Raw genomic sequence first — 18,631 nt, 5'->3', positions numbered from 1 at the left:
CGGCGGCGCCGCGCGCAACGCGTCGCGCACCGAGGCCTCCGGCGCCGGCGGCGCCAGCCCGTACAGCGCCACCAGCAGGTCGCGGATCAGCCGGCTCGGCCGCACCTCGGCAACGCCGAGCGCATCGAGGTGCTGCGCCACCGCATCGGGACCGCCCGCAAGCCGGAACAGCACGTCGGTCGCCGTGTTGTCGCTGCGGGTGATCATCGGCTCCAGCAGGTTCGCCACCGACAGCGCCACGCCGGGATGCAGGAACTCCTCGCCGAGCGGTCCGGACGGGTTCATCTCGTGCGGCTCGACGGGCACCATGGTGGCCAGGCCGAGCGCCCCACGATCGACCATGGCCAGGATGGTCAGCGCCAGCGGCACCTTCACCGTGCTGGCCATCGGGAAGAACGCGGCGTCGTTCAACGCCAGCGCCTGCCCGGTCCCCAGGTGGCGGGCGGCGACGCCGACCATGCCCTGCGCGAAGCCGGCGATGCGCGCGATCTCCGCCTCCGCGTTCGCCCGTATGTCCGTCGGTGTCATGCGATGTGACGCTCCTTGATCCCGCGCCGACTGTCGGGTCTGCCGCCGCCGCGCGCAAGCGGGCTTCCCTCCGCGGGGGAGAATCGCTTCTACTGCCGGCGCGGCCGGATGGGACACCTCCATCGCAACGAAACGGCCATCGGGCCGCGGCCGCCGAACACGGAGGCGCAGGATGCAGGCCATCACGATCGGCGACGTCACCATCTCCAGCATCGTCGAGCGCGACGGCCCCTGGCGCACGCCCGAGGCCATGTTCCCGGCCTACGACCCCGTCATCGGGCGCCGGCACCTCGCCGCCATGGACCCGGTGGTGTTCGACCCGGCCTCCGGCAAGATGGTCATCACCTACCAGACCTTCGTGGTGCGCACGCCCCGGCACACCATCCTCGTCGACACCTGCACCGGCGAGGACAAGGGCTATCCCGCGCCGATGGATTTCCCGAAGCAGCCCTGGCTCGACGGCCTGCGCGCGCACGGCCTCGGCGTCGGCGACATCGACTACGTGTTCTGCACCCATCTTCACATCGACCATTGCGGCTGGAACACGCGGCTGGTCGGCGGCCGCTGGGTGCCGACCTTTCCGAACGCGAAATACATCTTCCACCAGCGCGAATACGCCGCCTGGGAAGCCGCGACCGCCCGCGGCGAGCAGCCGCCCGGCGCGGTCTGGCGCATGAACTGCCTGCCGGTCGTGGAAGCCGGCCAGGCGCTGCTGGTGGACGACGGCTTCACGCTGGATGACACCGTCTCGCTCACCCCCACGCCCGGCCATTCGCCGTGCCATTGCTGCATCAATATCCGCTCCAAGGGGCTGCGCGCGGTCGTCACCGGCGACCTGATGCACCACGCCCTGCAATGCCGCGAGCCCGACTGGTCCACGGTGTTCTGCTGGGACCCTGCCGTTGCCGCGCAATCGCGACGCCGCTTCCTGGAATCGGTGGCCGACACCGACACGGTGATCCTGCCCGTGCATTTCCCGTCGCCCACGGCCGGACGCATCGAGGCGGACGGGGCGCGTTTCCATTACCGCTTCCGCGCGGCATAACCGCTGCCCGCCAACCCCGGAGAATCCCCGTATGAGCTTCGAGAAACGCCTCGCCGAACTCGGCATCGTCCTGCCGCCGCCGCGTGCCCCGCTCTATGCCTATGTCCCGGTCGTCGTCGAAGGCGGCCGCGCCTGGGTGTCCGGCCAGTTGCCGTGGGACGGCGACGGGCTGCTTGCCACCGGCAAGATGGGCGCCGGGGTGGACATTGCGCTCGGCCAGAAATGCGCCCGCGCCTGCGTGCTCAGTGGCCTCTCGGCCCTGCGCGCCGAGCTGGGCACGCTCGACCGCGTGCGCCGCATCGCCAAGGTGGTCGGCTTCGTCGCCTCGGCCCCGGATTTCTACGACCAGGCCGTGGTGATGGACGGCGCCTCGACCCTGTTCGGCGAAATCTTCGGTGAAGCCGGCCGCCACGCCCGCTCCGCCATCGGCATGGCCGCCCTGCCGCGCAACGTGCCGGTGGAGGTGGAATTCGTGGCAGCGGTCGAATAGGGCAGGGCGCCCGTCACAGGAACCCGCGCAGCTCTTCCAGGAACGCATCGAGCCGGTCGTGGTGCACCCAGTGCCCGGCCCGCTCGAACGCCGCCACGCGGGCGTTGTGGAAGTGGCTGGCGCGCCCGTCCTCCGCCGGGTTCGACGCCCAGCTCTCGCGGCCGTACACCAGCAGCGTCGGGCAAGTGATCCGCGCCCACAGCTGCTCGATCTCCGCCTGGGTCATGTCGTTGGGCGGCCAACTGCGGATGTAGTTGTCGAATTTCCAGCTATAGGTGCCGTCCTCGTTCTGGTTCACGCCGTGCTGGGTCAGGTGCAGCGCCTGCTCCGGCGACAGATGCCGGTTCTCTTCCTGCATCCGCCGGAACGCGTCCTCGATGGAGGCATAGCGGCGGGTCTGCCGGCCGGCCAGCCCGCGCTGCGCCTCGATCCAGGCCCGCATCCGCTCGGCGCTGCCGCGCGCGGCACGCTCGGCCAGCACCATGGGCGAGGGCCCGAGCCCCTCGATCGCCACCAGCTTCTCGACCGCCTCCGGAAACAGGCCCGTGTAGCGCAAGGCGATGTTGCCGCCCAGCGAGTGCGCCACGATCCGCACCGGGGCCAGGCCCTGCTGGTGGATCAGCTGCGCCAGGTCATAGATATAGCCGGCCATTCCGTACTGGCCGTCCGACGTCCACGCGCTGTCGCCGTGCCCGCGCAGGTCCGGCGCGATGATATGCCAGTCGTGCCGCAGCGCCGAGGCCACCCAGTCCCAGTTGCGGCAATGGTCCCGCCCGCCATGCAGCAGGATCAGCGGCGGCGCTTCCGGATTGCCCCAGTCCACGTAATGCAGCCGCAGCCGCTGGGAGAAATAGACGCGTGAGGTCGGGCCGATCATGCTGCGCTGCTTCCGCTTCTTGCCGATGACGGCGCGGATAACACGAAATCGTCCATTTGCCAGCGCCACGCCCCGCCGCCCCGGCAGAACCGGCCCGGCATCTCGCCCGATCTGTGAGCTACATCACAGCCAGTTTACCTCGCCTGGGGCAGGTTTGCCGCCGCGCCGCCGGATCGCGGCAGCCGAATGGAAGGGCATGGCAGTGACGGGACAGAAGCACATCCTGATTGTCGATGACGACCGGGCGCTGCGCCAGATGCTGGCGGCCGCACTGGAGGCCGGCGGGGCGTTCAGCGTCACCGAGGCCGGCAGCGTGGCCGAGGCAGCCGCAACCGCGTTGTCGCGTGTGCAGCGTTTCGACGCGATCCTGCTCGACCTCGCGCTGCCGGACGGCGATGGGTGCGAGCTGTGCAGCCGGCTGCGCCGCAACGGCGTGCGCATGCCGATCCTGATGCTCACCGCCGCTGCCGACGAGGACGACGTGGTGCGGGGCCTGGATGCCGGCGCCAACGACTACATGGTCAAGCCGTTCCGCTTCGCCGAGCTCACGGCACGGCTGCGCGCCCAGATCCGCGCGCACGAAACCAGCGAGGACGCGGTGCTGGTGGTCGGCCCCTATCATTTCCGCCCCGGCTCCCGCTCGCTGTACGACCCTGCGGACAACCGCCGTATCCGCCTCACCGACAAGGAAGCGGCGGTGTTGAAATTCCTCTACCGCTGCGCCGGCAAGCCGGTCGGGCGCCAGGTCCTGTTGCGCGAGGTCTGGGGCTACAACAGCGGCGCCAGCACGCACACGGTGGAGACGCATATCTATCGCCTGCGCCGCAAGATCGAGCGGGATCCCGCGATCGCCCGCATCCTGGTGAACGAGGAGGGGGGGTATCGCCTGGCGCATGACCGCCGCCCCGGCGTCATCCTGTCCGCGCGGCCGCGCGCCGGGCTCGAGCTGGCCGCCAGTCCCTGACGCAAGGCCCGGTCCGGTCATCGCGTTGTACTCGCGAATGTGATCTTAATAAGAAGTTGAGAAATTGCCCGTTATGGTTGGCGTATGACATACGAAGCCGTTCTGATCAGCGCCCTGGTCGTGGTTTCCGGCCTCTCCATTGTCCTGGCGGTCTGGCTGCTGATCACGCGGCGCTCCCTTGCCGCGGCGGCGCGTGAGCGCGGTGCCGCCGTCCAGTCCGAGCAGGCGGCCGTGCGGCGGATGCGCGTGGCCTCGCATGACCTGCGCGCGATCGGCATGACCCTGCACGGCAATTCCGGCGACCTGACCGCGGTCAGCCTGCCGCATTCCGCCAGCATCGCCACAGCGGCTGCCGACGTGTTCGAAATGGCCGACAACCTGCACGAATACACGATGCAGAGCGGCGCCCACAGCGTGCTGAACGACGAGGAGATCCACCTCGCGGTGGCCCTGGACGACGCCGTCACGGCGGTCGCGGCCGCGATCCGGCCGGGGCGGCGGCTGTGGCGGATCGCACCGGACATTTCGGCCACGCTGCTGCGCGCCGACCGCCGCGCCCTGCGGCATATCTTTCGCCGGGTGCTGACCGTCGCGGTGCGCAACACCAACCACGACGACTGGATCGACGTCGTCCTGCAGCCGCGCGGCGATGGCCTCGCCGTGGTCATCGAGGACGAAGGCCGTGTCACCCTCCACCCCGAGGAGGGCGACCTGCCGGCCGAGGACAGCCGCGGCATCGGCATGCGGCTGACGCTCGCCCGCTCCCTGATGGAGGCGCATGGCGGCACGATGGAGATCGACGTGCGGGAAGGGATGGGCACCCGCATCAGCCTGGTGTTCCCGCGCGATCGCGTGCTCGAGGCGCCGATCGACCGGTCGCGGGGCGTGACGGCATTGCGTCCGGCGCCCGCGGCGGTCGCTTCCTGACCGGGTCTGCCCGGTCGCCTCGCGTTTCCCGCTGCATCCTGTCGTTGCGCCGCGCGGTTCGGCAGCACCGATCCAGAATAATACGCACGCATACTGAAAATAGTAGAGTATTCGTTAAAAGAATGTGAAACCGCCTTTTTGATCTTGTCGTCCTTGAGTCGCGTATAGGAACGGTATTACCTGTAGACGTCCTTTCAATTGATCAGGCGTGATTCGAGGGCGTGGATATTCCGTACCCGACACTCGGCACGATGCGCAACGACAGCACAGCGATGTCCATCGTAGGCGGGCCCAGCACCAGTGAGTCTCAGGCCGTCGCGGGTGGGCCACTCAGCCCCCGTGTCCTGGTGATCGAGGATCACCCCGACGTTGCCCGCGTGATGTTGAACATGCTCGCCCGCTCCGGCATGCAGACCGCCTGGGCGTCGTGCGGTGCCCAGGCCATGCAGTTGAAGCGCTCCTTCAACCCGCAGGTCGCGCTGGTCGATCTGGAGTTGCCGGACACCAGCGGCATCGTGCTGATTCAGTGGCTCGCCTCCGAGGGCGACTGCGGCATCATCGTCGTCTCCGGCCTGTCGGACGAGGCGGACCGCGTCGTCAGCCTGGAAGTCGGGGCCGACGACTACATCGCCAAGCCGCCGAAGCCACGCGAGCTGGTCGCGCGCATCCGCGCCGTGCATCGCCGGATCGACGAGCGCACCCGCCGCCCCGCCGCGGCCTCGCGGCCGGCCAGCCTGCTGATCGGCGACGCCCGCGTGGACCTCGACGGCCGCCTGGCGCTCGATGCCAGCGGCCGGCACATCGACATCACCGCGGCCGAGTTCGCGGCGCTCGACCTGCTGGTCGCGGCACGCGGCGCGCCGGTGTCGCGCGAGCACCTGTCGGAAGGCGCCCTCAGGCGGGCCTGGCAGGCGGAGGACCGATCGGTCGACCAGCTCATCTTCGGGCTGCGGCGCAAGCTCGCCGGCGACGAGGCGGGGCGCCGGCTGATCCGCACCATCCGCGGCACCGGATACAGCCTGCATCTTTCCGGCAATCGCTGAGACCGCCTGCGATTCCGCCGGCCGGATGCCGCGTGCCGATGTTGCTGCCGAGCAACAAGAATGCTCGACAATTGCCCGCAACGATTAAGATTTTCTAACGGTTCCTGACTGGCTGACCATGCGACGCACGCGGTATCTAATCACAGTCGCTTGATCAGACTGCTTACGGGGTTCGCTATGCGTGTTCTTCTGGTCCAGAGATATGTCGGCGAAGCATCCATCAATGCCGCCATCTTCCGCGGCGACCGGTTCGTTGCCGACCTGGTCCGGGGTGCGGCCGAAGCGTACGAATTCCTTGGCCTGTACGACTACGACATCGTCGTGCTCGACAGTTCGGTCGAGGGGTTGGACGGCTGCGCCTTCATCCGCCGCATGCGCGCGCGCAACATCACGACGCCGGTGCTGATGCTGTCCAATCCGGCGGTCGCCGACGCGACGGTCGAGGCCCTGCGCGCCGGCGCGGACGACGTCATGACGGTGCCGTTCCGCGACGACGAACTGGTCGCTCGCATCGAGGCGATCGTCCGCCGCAGCCATGGCCACGGCCAGTCCACGCTGCAGATCGGCGCGATGGTGATCGACATGGCGACGCACGACGTCATCATCAACGGCCAGCCGCTGCATCTGACGAAGAAGGAGTTCTCCGTCCTGCAACTCCTCGCCCTGCGGCGCGGCAAGGTGCTGACCCGGCAGGCCATCCTCGATTGCCTCTATGACGGCGTCGACGGCCCCGAAATCGGCATCGTCGGTGTCTTCATCTGCAATCTGCGCAAGAAGCTGGCGGCGTTCAGCGCCGACAACCTCATCGATACCGTCCGCGGCTACGGCTACATGATCCGTGATCGCGCCACACCGCGTGGAGCCGCCCAGGCCCGCCACAAAGCCGTGCAGCCCACCCACGAAGCGGTCCTGGCCTGAGCGCAGGCCGGGGCGCATCCAGGGGCAATCGGGAATGGAACCATGCCGATCGCCGAACAGCCCCCGCCCGCCGCTCCCGTCGAAGACACTGAACCGAACGAGGCGCATGACGTGACCATCATCGCAGGCACCGCGCTCCGCCCTGCTCTCCGTGCCTCCCAGCTTGAGTGGACCAACGACGCCGACCTGCGGCCGTACCGCCCCGATGCAAAGAAGTGGCACGACGACGAGGACGACCCGATGGCGGCCGCCCGCGGCCTGGTCGTCGCTATCGGCCTGGTCGTGCCGCTCTGGGCCGGCATCCTCGCTTTGGCTTATTGGCTCATCCGCTGACCGCCTCGGACAACAGGGCCAGATCGCTCCAGGCATAGCGGACCATCGCCACGGGATGACCCCCGACCGGCCTCGTGGCCTGGGCGGTGGCCTGCCCCTGCAGCCGGTCATAGAAACGGATGGCGCCGAGATTGCGCGCGAACACCCACAGATAGGCGCGACGCAAGCCGGCCTCGCATGACAGCCGCGCCGCTTCCCTTAACAACGCGCGCCCCAGCCCGCTGCCGCGCAAGCCGGGGGCGACATGCAGGTTGTCGATATATGCCCACCGGCCATCGGGCGTGCCGTTGTCTTCGGGCAGCACGGCGATGAAGCCGGTGGCGGCGCCGGCCGATTCCGCCACCAGCACGAAATCGGGCTCGGGCGCCGCCGTAAACTTCGCCTGCCACCCGGCGATCAGGTCATCCGCCAGCGCGCCGTCGATGTAGTCGTCGGGCAGGATGCCGCGATAGGCGCTACGCCAACTGGCCACATGTAGGCGCGCGATGGCCGCGCAATCGGCTGCGGTGGCGCGGCGGATCATTCCGCCGCGCGCCCCAGGCCCGTCGCGGCGAAGCGCACATCCGTCCGGCGGTCCAGCGCCCACAGCGCTGCCAGCAGCCGCTCCGCCGCTTCCTGCCCGATCGCCGGCCCGGCCAGCTCGTAGAACTTCCCGGTCAATTCGGCGTCGCTCAGCGGCGCATCGGGATCGCCCTTGCGGGTCGGCTGGTAGTGCCGTAGCCGCCGTCCGTCATTGAGTTCGATCTCCACCACGGCCGAGCGCCGCCCCGGGAAGTCGGCCTCGCATTGCGCATCGACCACCACATCAACTCGTTGCATCAGCGCCTGCACCTCGGGGTCGCGCAGCCGCTCGGGCGCGAACGCCGCCAGGCGCACGCTGCCATGCACCAGCGCGGTCGCGACCGTGAACGGCGTGCTGAACCGCCCCTCGAACGGCGTTGCCACCGATTTGCGCCCGGTGACGTCCACCGTCGCCCGATATCCGCCCACGGTGATGCGGGCGATGTCCCGGTGGGCGATGCCATGCGCCGCCTTCAGCGCCAGCGCCGCGTCGATGGCGGCGAAGCTGTGGCCGCAGCAGCCATGGTTCTTGAAGGTCATGGCGGTGATGTTGTAGCGCCGGCCCAGCGCCTCGGTGGCGCGCGACCAGTCCGGGTCCACGCTCATCGCCGCCCCGAACCCCGCGGCACCTTCCAGCACGTCCAGCGCCCCGGTCACGCCACGCCCGGCCGCCAGCGCCGCCATGGCGCCGGCATCCGCGGCGTGGCCCGCATGCAGCGGCTTGGACATTGCATCGGAGCGGAACGCCTGCTGCAACGCCGCCGCGAAGGTGCCGGCGGTGGCCAGCGCATGCGCGGTCCGCCCGGCATCCAGCTTCAGCACGGTGGCAACGCCAGCCGCCGCGCCGAAGGTCCCGATCGTGCCGGTGGTGTGCCAGAACCGGTAATGCGAGGGCTGCACCGCGACGCCGATGCGGGTCGACACCTCGTAGCCGATCACGATCGCCCGCAGCAGCGTCTCGCCATCGGCCCCGCGCGCCTGGGCCGCGGCCAGCGCCGCCCCGATGGTCGGGCAGCCGGGGTGGTAGACGGCGTCGCGAAAGATGTCGTCGAACTCGATGGTGTGGCTGGCGGCGGCATTGATTAGCGCCGCCGCGCGCAACGAGGCCGGCCTGAAGCTGCCATAGACGATGGCCCCGCCATGCCCGAGCTCATCGGCCAGCCCCTCGGCCAGCAAGGTCGCCGGCGGCAGCAGCGCGCCCGGCAGCAGGGCGGCGAACCAGTCGATCAGCGCCCGCTTGGCGTGGTGGCGCACCTCGTCGGACAGCTTCGCGGTCCGCTCCGCTGCGGCATATTCGGCGAGGGTCTCGGCGATCGTGGCCATCCCCGTCACTCCCGATACGACGTGTCGCGGCGATCGAGCTGGCGCAGCAGGGCCGGCCATTCCAGGATGCCGAACGGGCGGCGCACATTCGGCTTGTACAGATGGTTGGTGTGCTCGATCACGTGCTGCGGCGGCAGGGTGATCTCGCTGTTCGCCGCCTGCGCCAGCAGCTGCGCCTTGCAGGACAGTTCCAGCCTGTAGATGTTGCTGAACGCCTCGGGGATCGACGGCCCCACCGCCAGCAAGCCGTGGTTGCGCAGGATCATCACGTCGGCGTCGCCCAGGTCGGCCACCAGCCGCGCCTGCTCGTCCAGGTCCACCGCCACGCCCTCGTAGGCATGATAGGCCGCCCGCGCGAACCGCATCGCCGTCTGCGTCATCGGCAGCAGCCCGGATTTCAGCGACGACACCGCCATGCCGACGGGGGTGTGGGTATGGATGATGCAGTCCACCTCGTGGCGGGCACGGTGGATGGCGCTGTGGATCACGAAGCCGGCGCGGTTGATGCCATATTCCACGTCCGGCTTGAACACCACGTTCCCATCGAGGTCGATCTTGTACAGCGACGAGGCGGTGATCTCCTCGTACAGCATGCCATAGGCATTGATCAGGAAATGCCCGGGCTCGCCCGGCACCCGGACGGAGATGTGGTTGGCGATCATGTCGGTCATGCCGTACAGCGCCACCAGCCGGTAGCAGGCCGCAAGGTTCACCCGCGCCTCCCACTCGGCCGCACTCACCTGGTCCTTCGCTGAACGGATCTGCAACTCAGCCATCGTCTTCCTCCTGGTCGATGCCGGAAGCCTAGACGATGGCGAAACCGAGGGACAGGTCAGCGCGGCTTGAGGTGGTTGCGGTCGCCCATCAGCATGGCAAGCGTCGGCTCGATCGCCGCGGCCATGCGCTCCTGCCCCTGCGCCGTCGGATGCAGCGGCGGCTCCGGCGGCTTCAGCAGCGGATCGAGGAACAGCGAACGGTCCAGGGCGCCCGCGCGCATGAACACGCCGCCGACATCCATGAACGTCACTCCGGGCACGGCGCCATTGCCGTATTGCGCGGCCAGGGCGTGGTTCACATCCAGCGTGGTCTGGGTCGCCCAGGCGCTGCGCTCGCTCGGCAGGATGCCCAGCAGCAGGATCTTCGTGCGCGGCAGGCGCCGGCGCACCTCGGCCACCACGGTGTTGATCCCTTCCGCGTTGTCCTCTGCCGGCCAGTGGACGCGGCCCAGGTTGTTGGCGCCGATCAGGATCACCGCCGCCTTCGGCGCGATTCCGTCCAGCTCGCCATTGTAGATGCGCCACAACAGATGCGAGGTGGCGTCGCCCTTGAAGCCCAGATTCACGGCGTTGCGGTCGCCATAGAACCGGTCCCAGGCCGGGCGGAAGTTCTGCCACTCGGCCGGCCCTGTCAGCTCCCAGTCCTGGGTGATCGAATCGCCCAGGAATACCAGGTCCACGCGGCCGCGCCGCAGCTCGGCCAGCTTCTGCTGATGCCGTTCGCGCCACCAGCGCAGGTCCATGCGCGAGATCGGCACCGCCGCCAGCACCGTCTTCGGGCGCGGCGGCGCCGGCACGGCGCCGCCCAGCAGCAGCGGGGCGCCGGCCAGCAGCAGGCGGCGGGTGAGGGGGGCCACGGCGCTACCCCGCAACCGCGGCGATCTCGTCCGGGCCGAGACCGGCCTCGGCCAGCACCTCCGCCGTATGCGCACCCAGGCGCGGCGGCAGGCGGCGGATCGCCGCGGGCGTGCCGAAATAGTCGACGGGAATGGCAAGCGTCGTCATCGGTCCCTCGGTCGGGTGCTGCAGTTGCTGAAAGAACGACGTCTCCCGCAGATAGGGATCCTCCAGCAGGTCCTCCAGGGTGTTGGCGGGCCCGTGCGGCAGGTCGGCATCGGCCAGCCGCGCCAGCCATTCCGCCGTGCTGCGCGTGCGCAGCGCCGCGGTCACCGCGCCGTAGACCACGTCGATATTGTCCGCCCGCGCGGTCATGCTGGCGAAGCGCGGATCGGCGCTCAACTCCGGCCGGTCGATCACCCGCAGCAGCCGCAGCCATTGCTCGTCGGTGACCGCGATCAGGCACAGGAACCCGTCCTGCGTGGCATAGGGGCGGCGATGCGGCGTCAGCATGCGGGTATAGCCCATGCCCAGCTCGGCATCGTTCACCGTCTGTCCCCACAGATGCTCGGGCATCAGGAACGACAGCACCGTCTCCAGCATCGGCACGTGCAGCGCCTGGCCGCGGCCGCTGCGCTCGCGCTGGTACAGCGCCATGGCGATGGAGGAGGCGAGAACGTGCCCCGTGACCTTGTCGGCCAGCACCGTCGGCACATAGCGCGGCCCATCGGCGCCGGACGCCTGCCCGTTGAGCGCCGCGAGCCCGCTCATGCCCTGGATGATGTCGTCATAGGCCGGCTCGTCCCGCTTGCTGCTGCCCATGCGGAAGCCGGTGGCCGAGGCATGGATCAGCCGCGGATATGCCGGGCCCAGCGTGGCGTAGTCCAGCCCCAGCCGCTCGGCCGCGGACAGGCGCATGTTGTGCACGAACACGTCCGCCCCGGCGATCAGCCGCAGCAGGGCCGCGTGTGCCGCCGGCCGCTTCAGGTCCAGCACCACGCTGCGCTTGTTGCGGTTGAGGTTGACGAAATACGCCCCCATGTCGCGCGACCGCCGCGGCCCGATATGCCGGATCGGATCGCCCCCCGGCGGCTCCACCTTGATCACGTCGGCCCCGGCATCGCCCAGGATCTGCGTGCCCATCGGTCCCAGCACTGTGCCGGTCAGGTCGATGACCCGCACGCCGGCGAGGGGGCCGCTCATCAGGTCAGCGCCAGATAGGCCAGCGACGCCAGCCCGACCACGATGCAGTAATAGCCGAACGGGTTCAGCGCCCATTCGTCATGGCTGCGGAAATAGCGCATCAGGAACCAGGTGCTGAGATAGGCGGTGATCCCCGACAGCACGGCGGCCATGGCGGCCAGCGAGAACACGCCGGGCGCCACGCTGGCATGCAGCAGCTTCGGCACCTCCAGCACGGTCGCGCCCAGGATGATCGGGGTTGCGATCAGGAACGAGAAATGCGCCGAGCCCTCGTGGTCGATGCCGCGCAGCAGCCCGCCCACCATGGTGGCGCCGGAGCGGGAGATGCCGGGAATCAGCGCCCCGCACTGCCAGCAGCCGATGATCAGCGCGTCCTTCGCGGTCAGCGACGACAGCGGCCGGTGGCCCAGCGTGCGGATGCGCTCGCCGAACAGCAGCAGGGCGCCGTTCACCACCAGGAAAGCGGCGGCGACCATGGGTGTTCCGAACAATCCGCGGAAGAACCGTTCCAGCGTGAAGCCCAGGATCACGGCGGGAATGGTGGCGATCACGATCAGCAGGAACACCCGCCGGCTCTCGCGCGTCTGGTGCGGGTCGGACAGGCCCAGCACACCCAGCGCCAGCAGCCACCAGTCGCGCCAGAAATACGTCAGCAGCGCGATCGCGGTGCCCAGGTGCAGGAACACGAGAAACGGCAGGAATTCCGGCGCACGCTGGTCCAGCGACCAGTTCAGCACCGCCGGCAGCACCACGGCATGGCCCAGGCTGCTGACCGGGAAAAGCTCGGTTGCACCCTGCAGGATGGCCACCGCGATGGCCTGGATGGTGTTCATGCGGTCCTGCCTCCTTCTGCATGGAGTCGCGGCCCGTGGCGAGGCCACCCCAGGTTGGTGGCGGAAAGCGGCCGTCTTGGCAATGCCTTGCCCGCCGGGCCATTGCCAAACCGGCTGCTCCCGCCCCATTTGCAGGCCATGACCGCGAACATCGATCTCGGCATCGAGGGGATGACCTGTGCCGCCTGCGTCGCGCGGGTCGAGAAGGTGCTGGGCCGCGTGCCCGGCGTCGAGTCGGCGCAGGTGAACCTGGCCACCGGCCGGGCCCGCGTCGTCGCCGCCGACGGCGTGGCGGCCGAGGCCCTGGCGGCGGCGGTGTCGCGCGCCGGCTACGCCGCCACCCCCATCGCGGCAGCGCGGCCCGCCGCGTCGGAATCGCCGCTGCCGCCGTGGCGCGTTCTGGCCGCGGCCCTGCTGACCCTGCCGCTGCTGGCGCCGATGCTGCTCGGCCACCGCGCCATGCTGCCCGCCTGGGCGCAACTGCTGCTCGCCGCCCCGGTGCAGTTCTGGATCGGGGCCCGCTTCTACGCCGCCGGCTGGAAGGCGCTGCGTCACGGCGGCGGCAACATGGACCTGCTGGTGGCGCTCGGCACTTCCGCGGCGTTCCTGCTCTCCGCGGCCCAGACGGCCGCCGCCTGGCCCGACCAGCCGCCGCATCTGTATTTCGAGGCCGCCGCCGCGGTCATCACCCTGGTGCTGCTCGGCCGCTGGCTGGAAGCGCGCGCCCGCCGCCGCACCGTCGCCGCCATCGAGGCCCTGGCCGCCCTGCGCCCCGACCACGCCCGCATCCTGCGGAACGGCCAGGAGACCGAGATCCCGCTGCAGCAGGTGGCACTGGACGATATCGTCGTGATCCGCCCGGGCGAACGCATCCCGGTGGACGGCGTGGTGCTGCACGGCGAAGGCAGCGTCGACGAAAGCCTGATCACCGGCGAAAGCCTGCCGGTCGCCCGCTTCCCCGGCGCCCGCGTCACCGGCGGCGCCATCAACGGCGACGCGCTGCTGCAGGTCCGTACCATTGCGATCGGCGCCGAGACCGTGCTGGCCCGGATGATCCGCCTGGTCGAGGACGCGCAGGCCGCGAAGGCGCCGATCCAGCGCGCGGTGGACCGGGTCAGCGCCGTGTTCGTCCCGGTGGTGCTGGCGCTTGCTGCCGCCACCTTCCTGTCCTGGGTGCTGGCCGGGGCCGACGCCGCGACTGCCCTGATCAACGCCGTGTCCGTCCTGGTCATCGCCTGCCCCTGCGCCATGGGCCTGGCCACGCCCACCGCCATCATGGTCGGCACCGGCCTTGCCGCCCGCCACGGCATCCTGATCAAGGACGCCGCCGCCCTGGAACGCGCCCACGCCGTCACCGTCGTGGTATTCGACAAGACCGGCACGCTCACCGAAGGCAAGCCGCGCCTGACCGACATCCATCCCGCCCCCGGCTATGCCCGCGACGAGGTCCTGCGCCTCGCCGCCGCCCTGCAATCCGGCAGCGAGCACCCGCTGGCCCGTGCCGTGCTGCACGCCGCCGCCGCCCTCGAATGGCCCGCCGCCGAGTCCGCCCGCGCCCTGCCCGGACGGGGCATCGAGGCAGTCGTCGACGGCCGCCGCCTGGTGCTGGGCAGCCGCCGCCTGCTGGACGAACTGGGCGCCGAACCCGGCCCGCTCGCCGGCGCGGAAGCGGCGCTGGCCGGGCAGGGGCGAACCGTGGCCTGGCTGGCCACCGCAACCGGCGACGTGCTCGGGCTGCTGGGCTTCGGCGACACGGTGAAGGCGGAGGCCGCCCCGGCCATCGCCCGCCTGCGCCAAATGGGCGTGCGCAGCGTGCTGATCTCCGGCGACAATGCGGCCGCCTCGGCCGCCGTCGCCGCCGCGCTCGGCATCACCGACGTGCAGGCCGAGGTGCTGCCCGCCGAAAAGGCTGCCCGCGTCGCCGCCCTCAAGCGCGACGGCGCGGTGGTGGCCATGGTCGGCGACGGCGTGAACGACGCCCCCGCCTTGGCCGCCGCCGATATCGGCTTCGCCATGGGCACCGGCACCGATGTCGCCATGCACGCCGCCGGCATCACGCTGATGCGCGGCGACCCGCGCCTGGTGCCCGACGCCATCGCCCTGTCCCGCCGCAGCTGGGCCAAGGTGCGCCAGGGCCTGTTCTGGGCCTTCGCCTACAACGTGCTGGGGATCCCCATCGCGGCCATGGGCCTGCTCGACCCGATGCTGGCCGGCGGCGCCATGGCCTTCTCCTCGGTCAGCGTGGTGCTGAACGCGCTGTCGCTCCGCCGCTGGCGCCCCGCCGCGTGATCCAGACGGCGGCTGCGGTGGCGATCTTCGCCGCCACCTATGCCGTGGTCGCCGCGGGCCGCGTGCCCGGCCTGCGCATCGACCGCGCCGGCGTCGCCTTCCTCGGCGCCGCCCTTATGGTCGCCAGCGGCGCGCTGACCCTCGACCAGGCCTATGCCGCCATCGACTTCGACACGATCGCCCTGCTGCTGGGCATGATGGTGGTGGTCGCCAATCTGCGCCTGTCCGGCTTCTTCGGTCTCGTCACCGCCTGGGTGGTCGGCCGTGCCCGCCACCCGCTGCCGTTGCTGGTGGGCATCGTTCTGGTCAGCGGCGTGCTGTCGGCCTTTCTGGTGAACGACACGATCTGCCTGGTGCTGACGCCGCTGGTGCTGGACATCGTGCTGCACCTGCGGCGCAACCCCGTGCCCTATGTCGTGGCCATCGCGCTCGCCTCGAATGTCGGCAGCACCGCGACGATCACCGGCAACCCGCAGAACATGATCATCGGCAGCCTGTCGCACATTCCCTACGGCACGTTCGCCGCCGCCCTGGCCCCGGTGGCCGCGACCGGCCTCGTGTTGACGGTGCTGCTGGTCGCCCTGATCTGGCGACGCGAGTTCCGCCGCGATGCCCGCCTGCAAGCCGCGCCGCCGCCGGTGCGCGTGAACAAGCCCCTGCTGACAAAGACCCTGCTCGTTACCGCCGCCCTGGTCGCCGCCTTCTTCGCCGGCATCCGCCCCGCCGAGGCCGCCCTCGTCGCCGGCGCCCTGCTGCTGCCCAGCCGGCGCGTGAAGGTGCACCGGATGTACGACGAGATCGACTGGACTCTGCTGCTGATGTTTGCCGGCCTGTTCGTGGTGGTGGCGGGGCTGGAGCACCGGGTGCTGACGCCGGACCTCGTCGGGCGCATCCACCTCGGCTCGATGCCGCTGCTGGCCCTGGTCACCGCGGCGCTGTCCAACATCGTCAGCAACGTGCCCGCCGTGCTGGTGCTGAAGCCCTTCGTCGCGGCTTTGCCCGACCCGGCCCGCGCCTGGACCGTGGTCGCCATGGCCTCGACGCTGGCCGGCAATTTCTCCATCGTCGGCTCCGTCGCCAACCTGATCGTGGTGCAGCGCGCCCGCGCCCGCGGCGTCACCATCCGGTTCTGGACCTATTTCGCCGCCGGCGCCCCGCTGACCGTGCTGACCATCCTGGCGGGCCTCGCCTTGCTGTGACACGGTGCCCCCAGGCAATACCGCCCTGGGGGAATTCGATGTCGTCACTGTTCGATCTGACCGGCAAGGTCGCCGTCGTCACCGGCGCCAGCAAGGGCATCGGCCGCGCCATCGCCGGGCGCATGGCCGAGCACGGCGCCCGCGTGGTGGTGTCCAGCCGCAAGCAGGACGGCTGCGACGCCGTGACCCAGGCGATTCAGGCCAAAGACGGGCAGGCTGTCACGAAAACCTGCAACATCGGCCGCAAGGAGGAGCTGCAGGCGCTGGTGGACTTCACCACCAGCCATTGGGGCGGCATCGACATCCTGGTCTGCAATGCCGCCGTGAACCCGCATTACGGCCCCGCCGCCACCGTGTCCGACGAGGCCTATGACCGCACCATGGCCTACAACGTCCGCAGCAATTTCTGGCTGTGCAACATGGCGCTGCCCGGCATGGCCGCGCGCGGCGGTGGCGCGGTGGTGATCGTCTCCTCCATCGCCGGGCTGCGCGGCTCGACGCATCTGGGCATCTACGCGCTGTCCAAGGCCGCCGACATGCAACTGGCGCGCAACCTCGCGGTGGAATGGGGCCCGAAGAACATCCGCGCCAACTGCATCGCCCCGGGCCTGGTGCGCACCGACTTCGCCCGCGCGCTATGGGAGAACCCGGAGATCCTGAAGAAGCGCAACCGCGACACGCCGCTGCAGCGCATCGGCGAACCCGACGAAATCGCCGGTGCCGCGATCTTCCTGGCCTCCCAGGCCGGCAGCTTCATGACCGGCCAGACCATCGTGGTGGATGGCGGCGTCACCGCGGGCGCCCCGCTGCGGGGGGACGACGACTAGAATCGCAGAGGGAGCGCGCGTATCAGGTCGCGGGCTCCAATTGCGCCAGCAGCACATCGTCGATGACTGCCGTGATGGTGTCGCCGGGCTTGACCATGCCCATGGCCTGCTGCACCTGCGGGGTCACGACATTCACGGTGCGGACAGGGCCGCCCTGGGGATCGACGAGCTGAAGCGTGTGGTTGGCGGTGTCGACGCTGACCACCAGCCCGGTCACCACGAGCCTGCTGGCGACCATGCCAGCCGGCAGGCTTCCCGTCGGCGCACCGGCGCCCGCAAGGGTCAGCGAGTTCGGCGGCAGCGTCGCCCCGGGCGGCGAGAGCACGAAGGTCCGCGACGAAAAGATATGGGCGATGACGTTGTCGCCTGGTTTCACCTGCGCCAGGTTCTGCACTGCGTCGCCGACCTTGAAGGTGAAGGCGTTGCCCCGCGGCCCCGTGAGGGTGATCGTCCGCGCGTTCATGTCGACCGCGTTCACGTTCGCGCGAAACGCAATGACCTCGGATTGGCCGACGCCCGCCATGCCGGCCGCTTGCGCGTACGCGGGGGATGCAAGCGGCGGCAGCGCCGCCATCGCCGTCACAAGCAGCAGGCCACCGGCTGAAGCGGCGATCAGCCTTGGAACTCGGGTTGTCATCATAGGCCCCCACGTTGCTGGTTCACGATCGATGCCGGGTTGCGACGGACGCCGGCGCGGTGCCGGTCGTACGAATGAGGCGGGCCGCGTGCGCGGCTCGGCGCCGATCGCAGCTTGGGCCGCCATTTACCCCGCTGCCTATGCAATTTCAGGAAAACGGGCGCCCGGGGTGGGGATTCCGCGAACACATGCGTGTGTAGCCTGGGGCGCTAGCCAAGCGCGATCGGCTGCAACCCCTGCACGGTAATGTTCAACTCCGCCGCGATGCACAGCATGTTGATGGAGACGATCTCGCCGAAGATGTTCTCGCTGTCGCCGGCGAAGTTCCGCGGCGAGAACAGCGGCGGCGTGTGCCAGTACAGCCGGTAGTTCCAGGACAGCAGCAGCGCGATCAGCGCCTCGGCGCGCTCGCGCCGGTCGTTCTCCACATACATGAACGGCCGGTGCGCGGCCACGGTGCGGACGCCACCCTGCAGCGCTTCCAGCTCCATGCCTTCCAGATCGAGCTTCAGCAGATGGCAGGCCGGAAGATCGAGGTCGTCCAGCCGCCGCAACGGCACCGCCTCGCCCTGCGTGGCGCCCTGCAGCGACAACCCGCCGAAATTGGCCGGGCGGTCCGGCGGCAGGAACGGCACCAGGATCTCGCCGGTTGCCGCGCCCACCGCCGCGTGGTGCGCGTGCACGTTGGCGCAGTTGTTCAGCGCCAGGTTCGCGCACAAGGTCTGGAACACGATGCGCTGCGGCTCGAAGGCGTGCACCACGCCGGCCGGTCCCACCAGGCGCGACAGCCCCACCGTGTGCGCGCCGATATTCGCCCCCACCTCCACCACGCTGGCGCCGGGCCCGATGACCTGAGCGAACAGCTCGGCCTCGCCGGGCGAGAACTCGCCGTATTTGCGCAGCGACGCGCCCACGTACTGGTCATATTTGTTGAACAGCATCGGCCCGTGCCGGCACACCGCCAGCTCGTTGAAGCCGTCGGCCGGCAGCGTCAGCACGTTGCGCGCGATCATGGGGGCGT

The 18,631-nt window shown here is 69.9% G+C and carries 20 protein-coding genes; 10 read left to right on the top strand and 10 right to left on the bottom strand.

The features are described 5' to 3' along the window. Positions 1 to 528 (bottom strand): class A beta-lactamase-related serine hydrolase (locus OL599_RS19220; protein ID WP_264715519.1); only part of this gene is annotated, 528 nt, incomplete at its 3' end. A gap of 172 nt (positions 529 to 700) precedes the next feature. On the opposite strand from OL599_RS19220, the gene OL599_RS19215 reads away from it, so the two are divergent. Continuing rightward, a complete protein-coding gene (locus OL599_RS19215) occupies positions 701 to 1,573 on the top strand; it encodes an MBL fold metallo-hydrolase (RefSeq protein ID WP_264715518.1) in 873 nt (290 codons plus the stop codon). 31 nt (positions 1,574 to 1,604) lie between these two features. After that, positions 1,605 to 2,063 carry a RidA family protein gene (locus OL599_RS19210; RefSeq protein ID WP_264715517.1) on the top strand — a complete coding sequence of 153 codons (459 nt, stop codon included), beginning with the start codon at positions 1,605 to 1,607 and terminating at the stop codon, positions 2,061 to 2,063. 13 nt (positions 2,064 to 2,076) lie between these two features. On the opposite strand, the gene OL599_RS19205 is transcribed toward OL599_RS19210, so the two are convergent. Further along, complete coding sequence (locus OL599_RS19205; RefSeq protein WP_264715515.1) at positions 2,077 to 2,940, bottom strand: alpha/beta fold hydrolase; 864 nt, start codon at positions 2,938 to 2,940, stop codon at positions 2,077 to 2,079. 202 nt (positions 2,941 to 3,142) lie between these two features. Here OL599_RS19205 and OL599_RS19200 point away from each other — a divergent pair, with 202 nt between their 5' ends. From OL599_RS19200 to OL599_RS19180, 5 genes are all read left to right on the top strand, one after another. Beyond that, positions 3,143 to 3,904 (top strand): response regulator transcription factor, encoded by a 762-nt coding sequence (locus tag OL599_RS19200; RefSeq protein WP_264715523.1) that lies wholly within the window; start codon positions 3,143 to 3,145, stop codon positions 3,902 to 3,904. Positions 3,905 to 3,988: 84 nt separating this feature from the next. After that, positions 3,989 to 4,831 (top strand): sensor histidine kinase, encoded by an 843-nt coding sequence (locus tag OL599_RS19195; RefSeq protein ID WP_264715514.1) that lies wholly within the window; start codon positions 3,989 to 3,991, stop codon positions 4,829 to 4,831. A 221-nt stretch (positions 4,832 to 5,052) separates the two neighbouring features. After that, positions 5,053 to 5,874: a response regulator transcription factor gene (locus tag OL599_RS19190; protein ID WP_264715513.1), complete on the top strand. Its 822-nt coding sequence runs from the start codon at positions 5,053 to 5,055 to the stop codon at positions 5,872 to 5,874. Between the two features lie 177 nt (positions 5,875 to 6,051). Further along, positions 6,052 to 6,792: a response regulator transcription factor gene (locus OL599_RS19185; RefSeq protein WP_264715512.1), complete on the top strand. Its 741-nt coding sequence runs from the start codon at positions 6,052 to 6,054 to the stop codon at positions 6,790 to 6,792. Positions 6,793 to 6,834: 42 nt separating this feature from the next. Further along, complete coding sequence (locus OL599_RS19180) at positions 6,835 to 7,125, top strand: hypothetical protein (protein WP_264715511.1); 291 nt, start codon at positions 6,835 to 6,837, stop codon at positions 7,123 to 7,125. Here the strand turns inward: OL599_RS19180 and OL599_RS19175 are convergent. From OL599_RS19175 to OL599_RS19150, 6 genes are read right to left on the bottom strand one after another with little or no spacing between them, the layout of a single operon-like run. After that, entirely contained in the window at positions 7,115 to 7,597 is a 483-nt protein-coding gene (locus tag OL599_RS19175) for a GNAT family N-acetyltransferase (RefSeq protein WP_264715509.1), read from the bottom strand. The two genes, OL599_RS19180 and OL599_RS19175, sit on opposite strands and share 11 nt — an antisense overlap. A gap of 47 nt (positions 7,598 to 7,644) precedes the next feature. After that, on the bottom strand, positions 7,645 to 9,009 hold the full coding sequence (locus OL599_RS19170; protein ID WP_264715508.1) for an MmgE/PrpD family protein: 1,365 nt from the start codon (positions 9,007 to 9,009) through the stop codon (positions 7,645 to 7,647). A 5-nt stretch (positions 9,010 to 9,014) separates the two neighbouring features. Beyond that, entirely contained in the window at positions 9,015 to 9,785 is a 771-nt protein-coding gene (locus tag OL599_RS19165; protein WP_264715507.1) for a class II aldolase/adducin family protein, read from the bottom strand. Positions 9,786 to 9,841: 56 nt separating this feature from the next. Then, on the bottom strand, positions 9,842 to 10,642 hold the full coding sequence (locus OL599_RS19160) for a GDSL-type esterase/lipase family protein (RefSeq protein WP_264715506.1): 801 nt from the start codon (positions 10,640 to 10,642) through the stop codon (positions 9,842 to 9,844). 4 nt (positions 10,643 to 10,646) lie between these two features. After that, positions 10,647 to 11,825 (bottom strand): CaiB/BaiF CoA transferase family protein, encoded by a 1,179-nt coding sequence (locus tag OL599_RS19155; RefSeq protein WP_264715505.1) that lies wholly within the window; start codon positions 11,823 to 11,825, stop codon positions 10,647 to 10,649. Further along, positions 11,825 to 12,658: an undecaprenyl-diphosphate phosphatase gene (locus OL599_RS19150; protein WP_264715504.1), complete on the bottom strand. Its 834-nt coding sequence runs from the start codon at positions 12,656 to 12,658 to the stop codon at positions 11,825 to 11,827. The genes OL599_RS19155 and OL599_RS19150 overlap by 1 nt, the downstream gene beginning before the upstream one ends. Before the next feature lie 138 nt (positions 12,659 to 12,796). Here OL599_RS19150 and OL599_RS19145 point away from each other — a divergent pair, with 138 nt between their 5' ends. From OL599_RS19145 to OL599_RS19135, 3 genes are read left to right on the top strand one after another with little or no spacing between them, the layout of a single operon-like run. Next, on the top strand, positions 12,797 to 14,947 hold the full coding sequence (locus OL599_RS19145; RefSeq protein WP_264715502.1) for a heavy metal translocating P-type ATPase: 2,151 nt from the start codon (positions 12,797 to 12,799) through the stop codon (positions 14,945 to 14,947). After that, positions 14,944 to 16,146 carry an anion transporter gene (locus tag OL599_RS19140; RefSeq protein WP_264715499.1) on the top strand — a complete coding sequence of 401 codons (1,203 nt, stop codon included), beginning with the start codon at positions 14,944 to 14,946 and terminating at the stop codon, positions 16,144 to 16,146. Before OL599_RS19145 ends, OL599_RS19140 begins: the two co-directional genes overlap by 4 nt. Before the next feature lie 38 nt (positions 16,147 to 16,184). Then, positions 16,185 to 16,973, top strand: a complete 789-nt coding sequence (locus OL599_RS19135; protein ID WP_264715497.1) for an SDR family NAD(P)-dependent oxidoreductase — start codon at positions 16,185 to 16,187, stop codon at positions 16,971 to 16,973. Positions 16,974 to 16,995: 22 nt separating this feature from the next. Here OL599_RS19135 and OL599_RS19130 read toward each other — a convergent pair whose 3' ends face one another. Together OL599_RS19130 and OL599_RS19125 are read right to left on the bottom strand one after the other, a co-directional pair. Next, the gene (locus OL599_RS19130) at positions 16,996 to 17,547 is read right to left on the bottom strand and encodes a hypothetical protein (RefSeq protein WP_264715496.1); all 552 of its coding nucleotides are present in this window, start codon (positions 17,545 to 17,547) and stop codon (positions 16,996 to 16,998) included. 272 nt (positions 17,548 to 17,819) lie between these two features. Beyond that, entirely contained in the window at positions 17,820 to 18,623 is an 804-nt protein-coding gene (locus OL599_RS19125; RefSeq protein ID WP_264715495.1) for an FkbM family methyltransferase, read from the bottom strand. Between the last annotated feature and the right edge of the window lie 8 nt (positions 18,624 to 18,631).

It is taken from the genome of Limobrevibacterium gyesilva (genome assembly GCF_025989185.1).
Taxonomy (GTDB): Bacteria; Pseudomonadota; Alphaproteobacteria; order Acetobacterales; family Acetobacteraceae; genus Limobrevibacterium; species Limobrevibacterium gyesilva.
The sequence above is the reverse complement of the archived record's forward strand: the minus strand, read 5'-3'. Positions and strand labels throughout refer to the sequence as shown.

Bases quoted from the DNA above. Each gene is read 5' to 3' on its own strand.
- OL599_RS19150 (WP_264715504.1), bottom strand. From the start codon at position 12,658: ATGAACACCATCCAGGCCATCGCGGTGGCCATCCTGCAGGGTGCAACC.
- OL599_RS19205 (WP_264715515.1), bottom strand. From the start codon at position 2,940: ATGATCGGCCCGACCTCACGCGTCTATTTCTCCCAGCGGCTGCGGCTG.
- OL599_RS19215 (WP_264715518.1), top strand. From the start codon at position 701: ATGCAGGCCATCACGATCGGCGACGTCACCATCTCCAGCATCGTCGAG.
- OL599_RS19135 (WP_264715497.1), top strand. From the start codon at position 16,185: ATGTCGTCACTGTTCGATCTGACCGGCAAGGTCGCCGTCGTCACCGGC.
- OL599_RS19210 (WP_264715517.1), top strand. From the start codon at position 1,605: ATGAGCTTCGAGAAACGCCTCGCCGAACTCGGCATCGTCCTGCCGCCG.
- OL599_RS19155 (WP_264715505.1), bottom strand. From the start codon at position 11,825: ATGAGCGGCCCCCTCGCCGGCGTGCGGGTCATCGACCTGACCGGCACA.
- OL599_RS19165 (WP_264715507.1), bottom strand. From the start codon at position 9,785: ATGGCTGAGTTGCAGATCCGTTCAGCGAAGGACCAGGTGAGTGCGGCC.
- OL599_RS19180 (WP_264715511.1), top strand. From the start codon at position 6,835: ATGCCGATCGCCGAACAGCCCCCGCCCGCCGCTCCCGTCGAAGACACT.
- OL599_RS19125 (WP_264715495.1), bottom strand. From the start codon at position 18,623: ATGATCGCGCGCAACGTGCTGACGCTGCCGGCCGACGGCTTCAACGAG.
- OL599_RS19170 (WP_264715508.1), bottom strand. From the start codon at position 9,009: ATGGCCACGATCGCCGAGACCCTCGCCGAATATGCCGCAGCGGAGCGG.
- OL599_RS19195 (WP_264715514.1), top strand. From the start codon at position 3,989: ATGACATACGAAGCCGTTCTGATCAGCGCCCTGGTCGTGGTTTCCGGC.
- OL599_RS19145 (WP_264715502.1), top strand. From the start codon at position 12,797: ATGACCGCGAACATCGATCTCGGCATCGAGGGGATGACCTGTGCCGCC.
- OL599_RS19185 (WP_264715512.1), top strand. From the start codon at position 6,052: ATGCGTGTTCTTCTGGTCCAGAGATATGTCGGCGAAGCATCCATCAAT.
- OL599_RS19130 (WP_264715496.1), bottom strand. From the start codon at position 17,547: ATGGCGGCGCTGCCGCCGCTTGCATCCCCCGCGTACGCGCAAGCGGCC.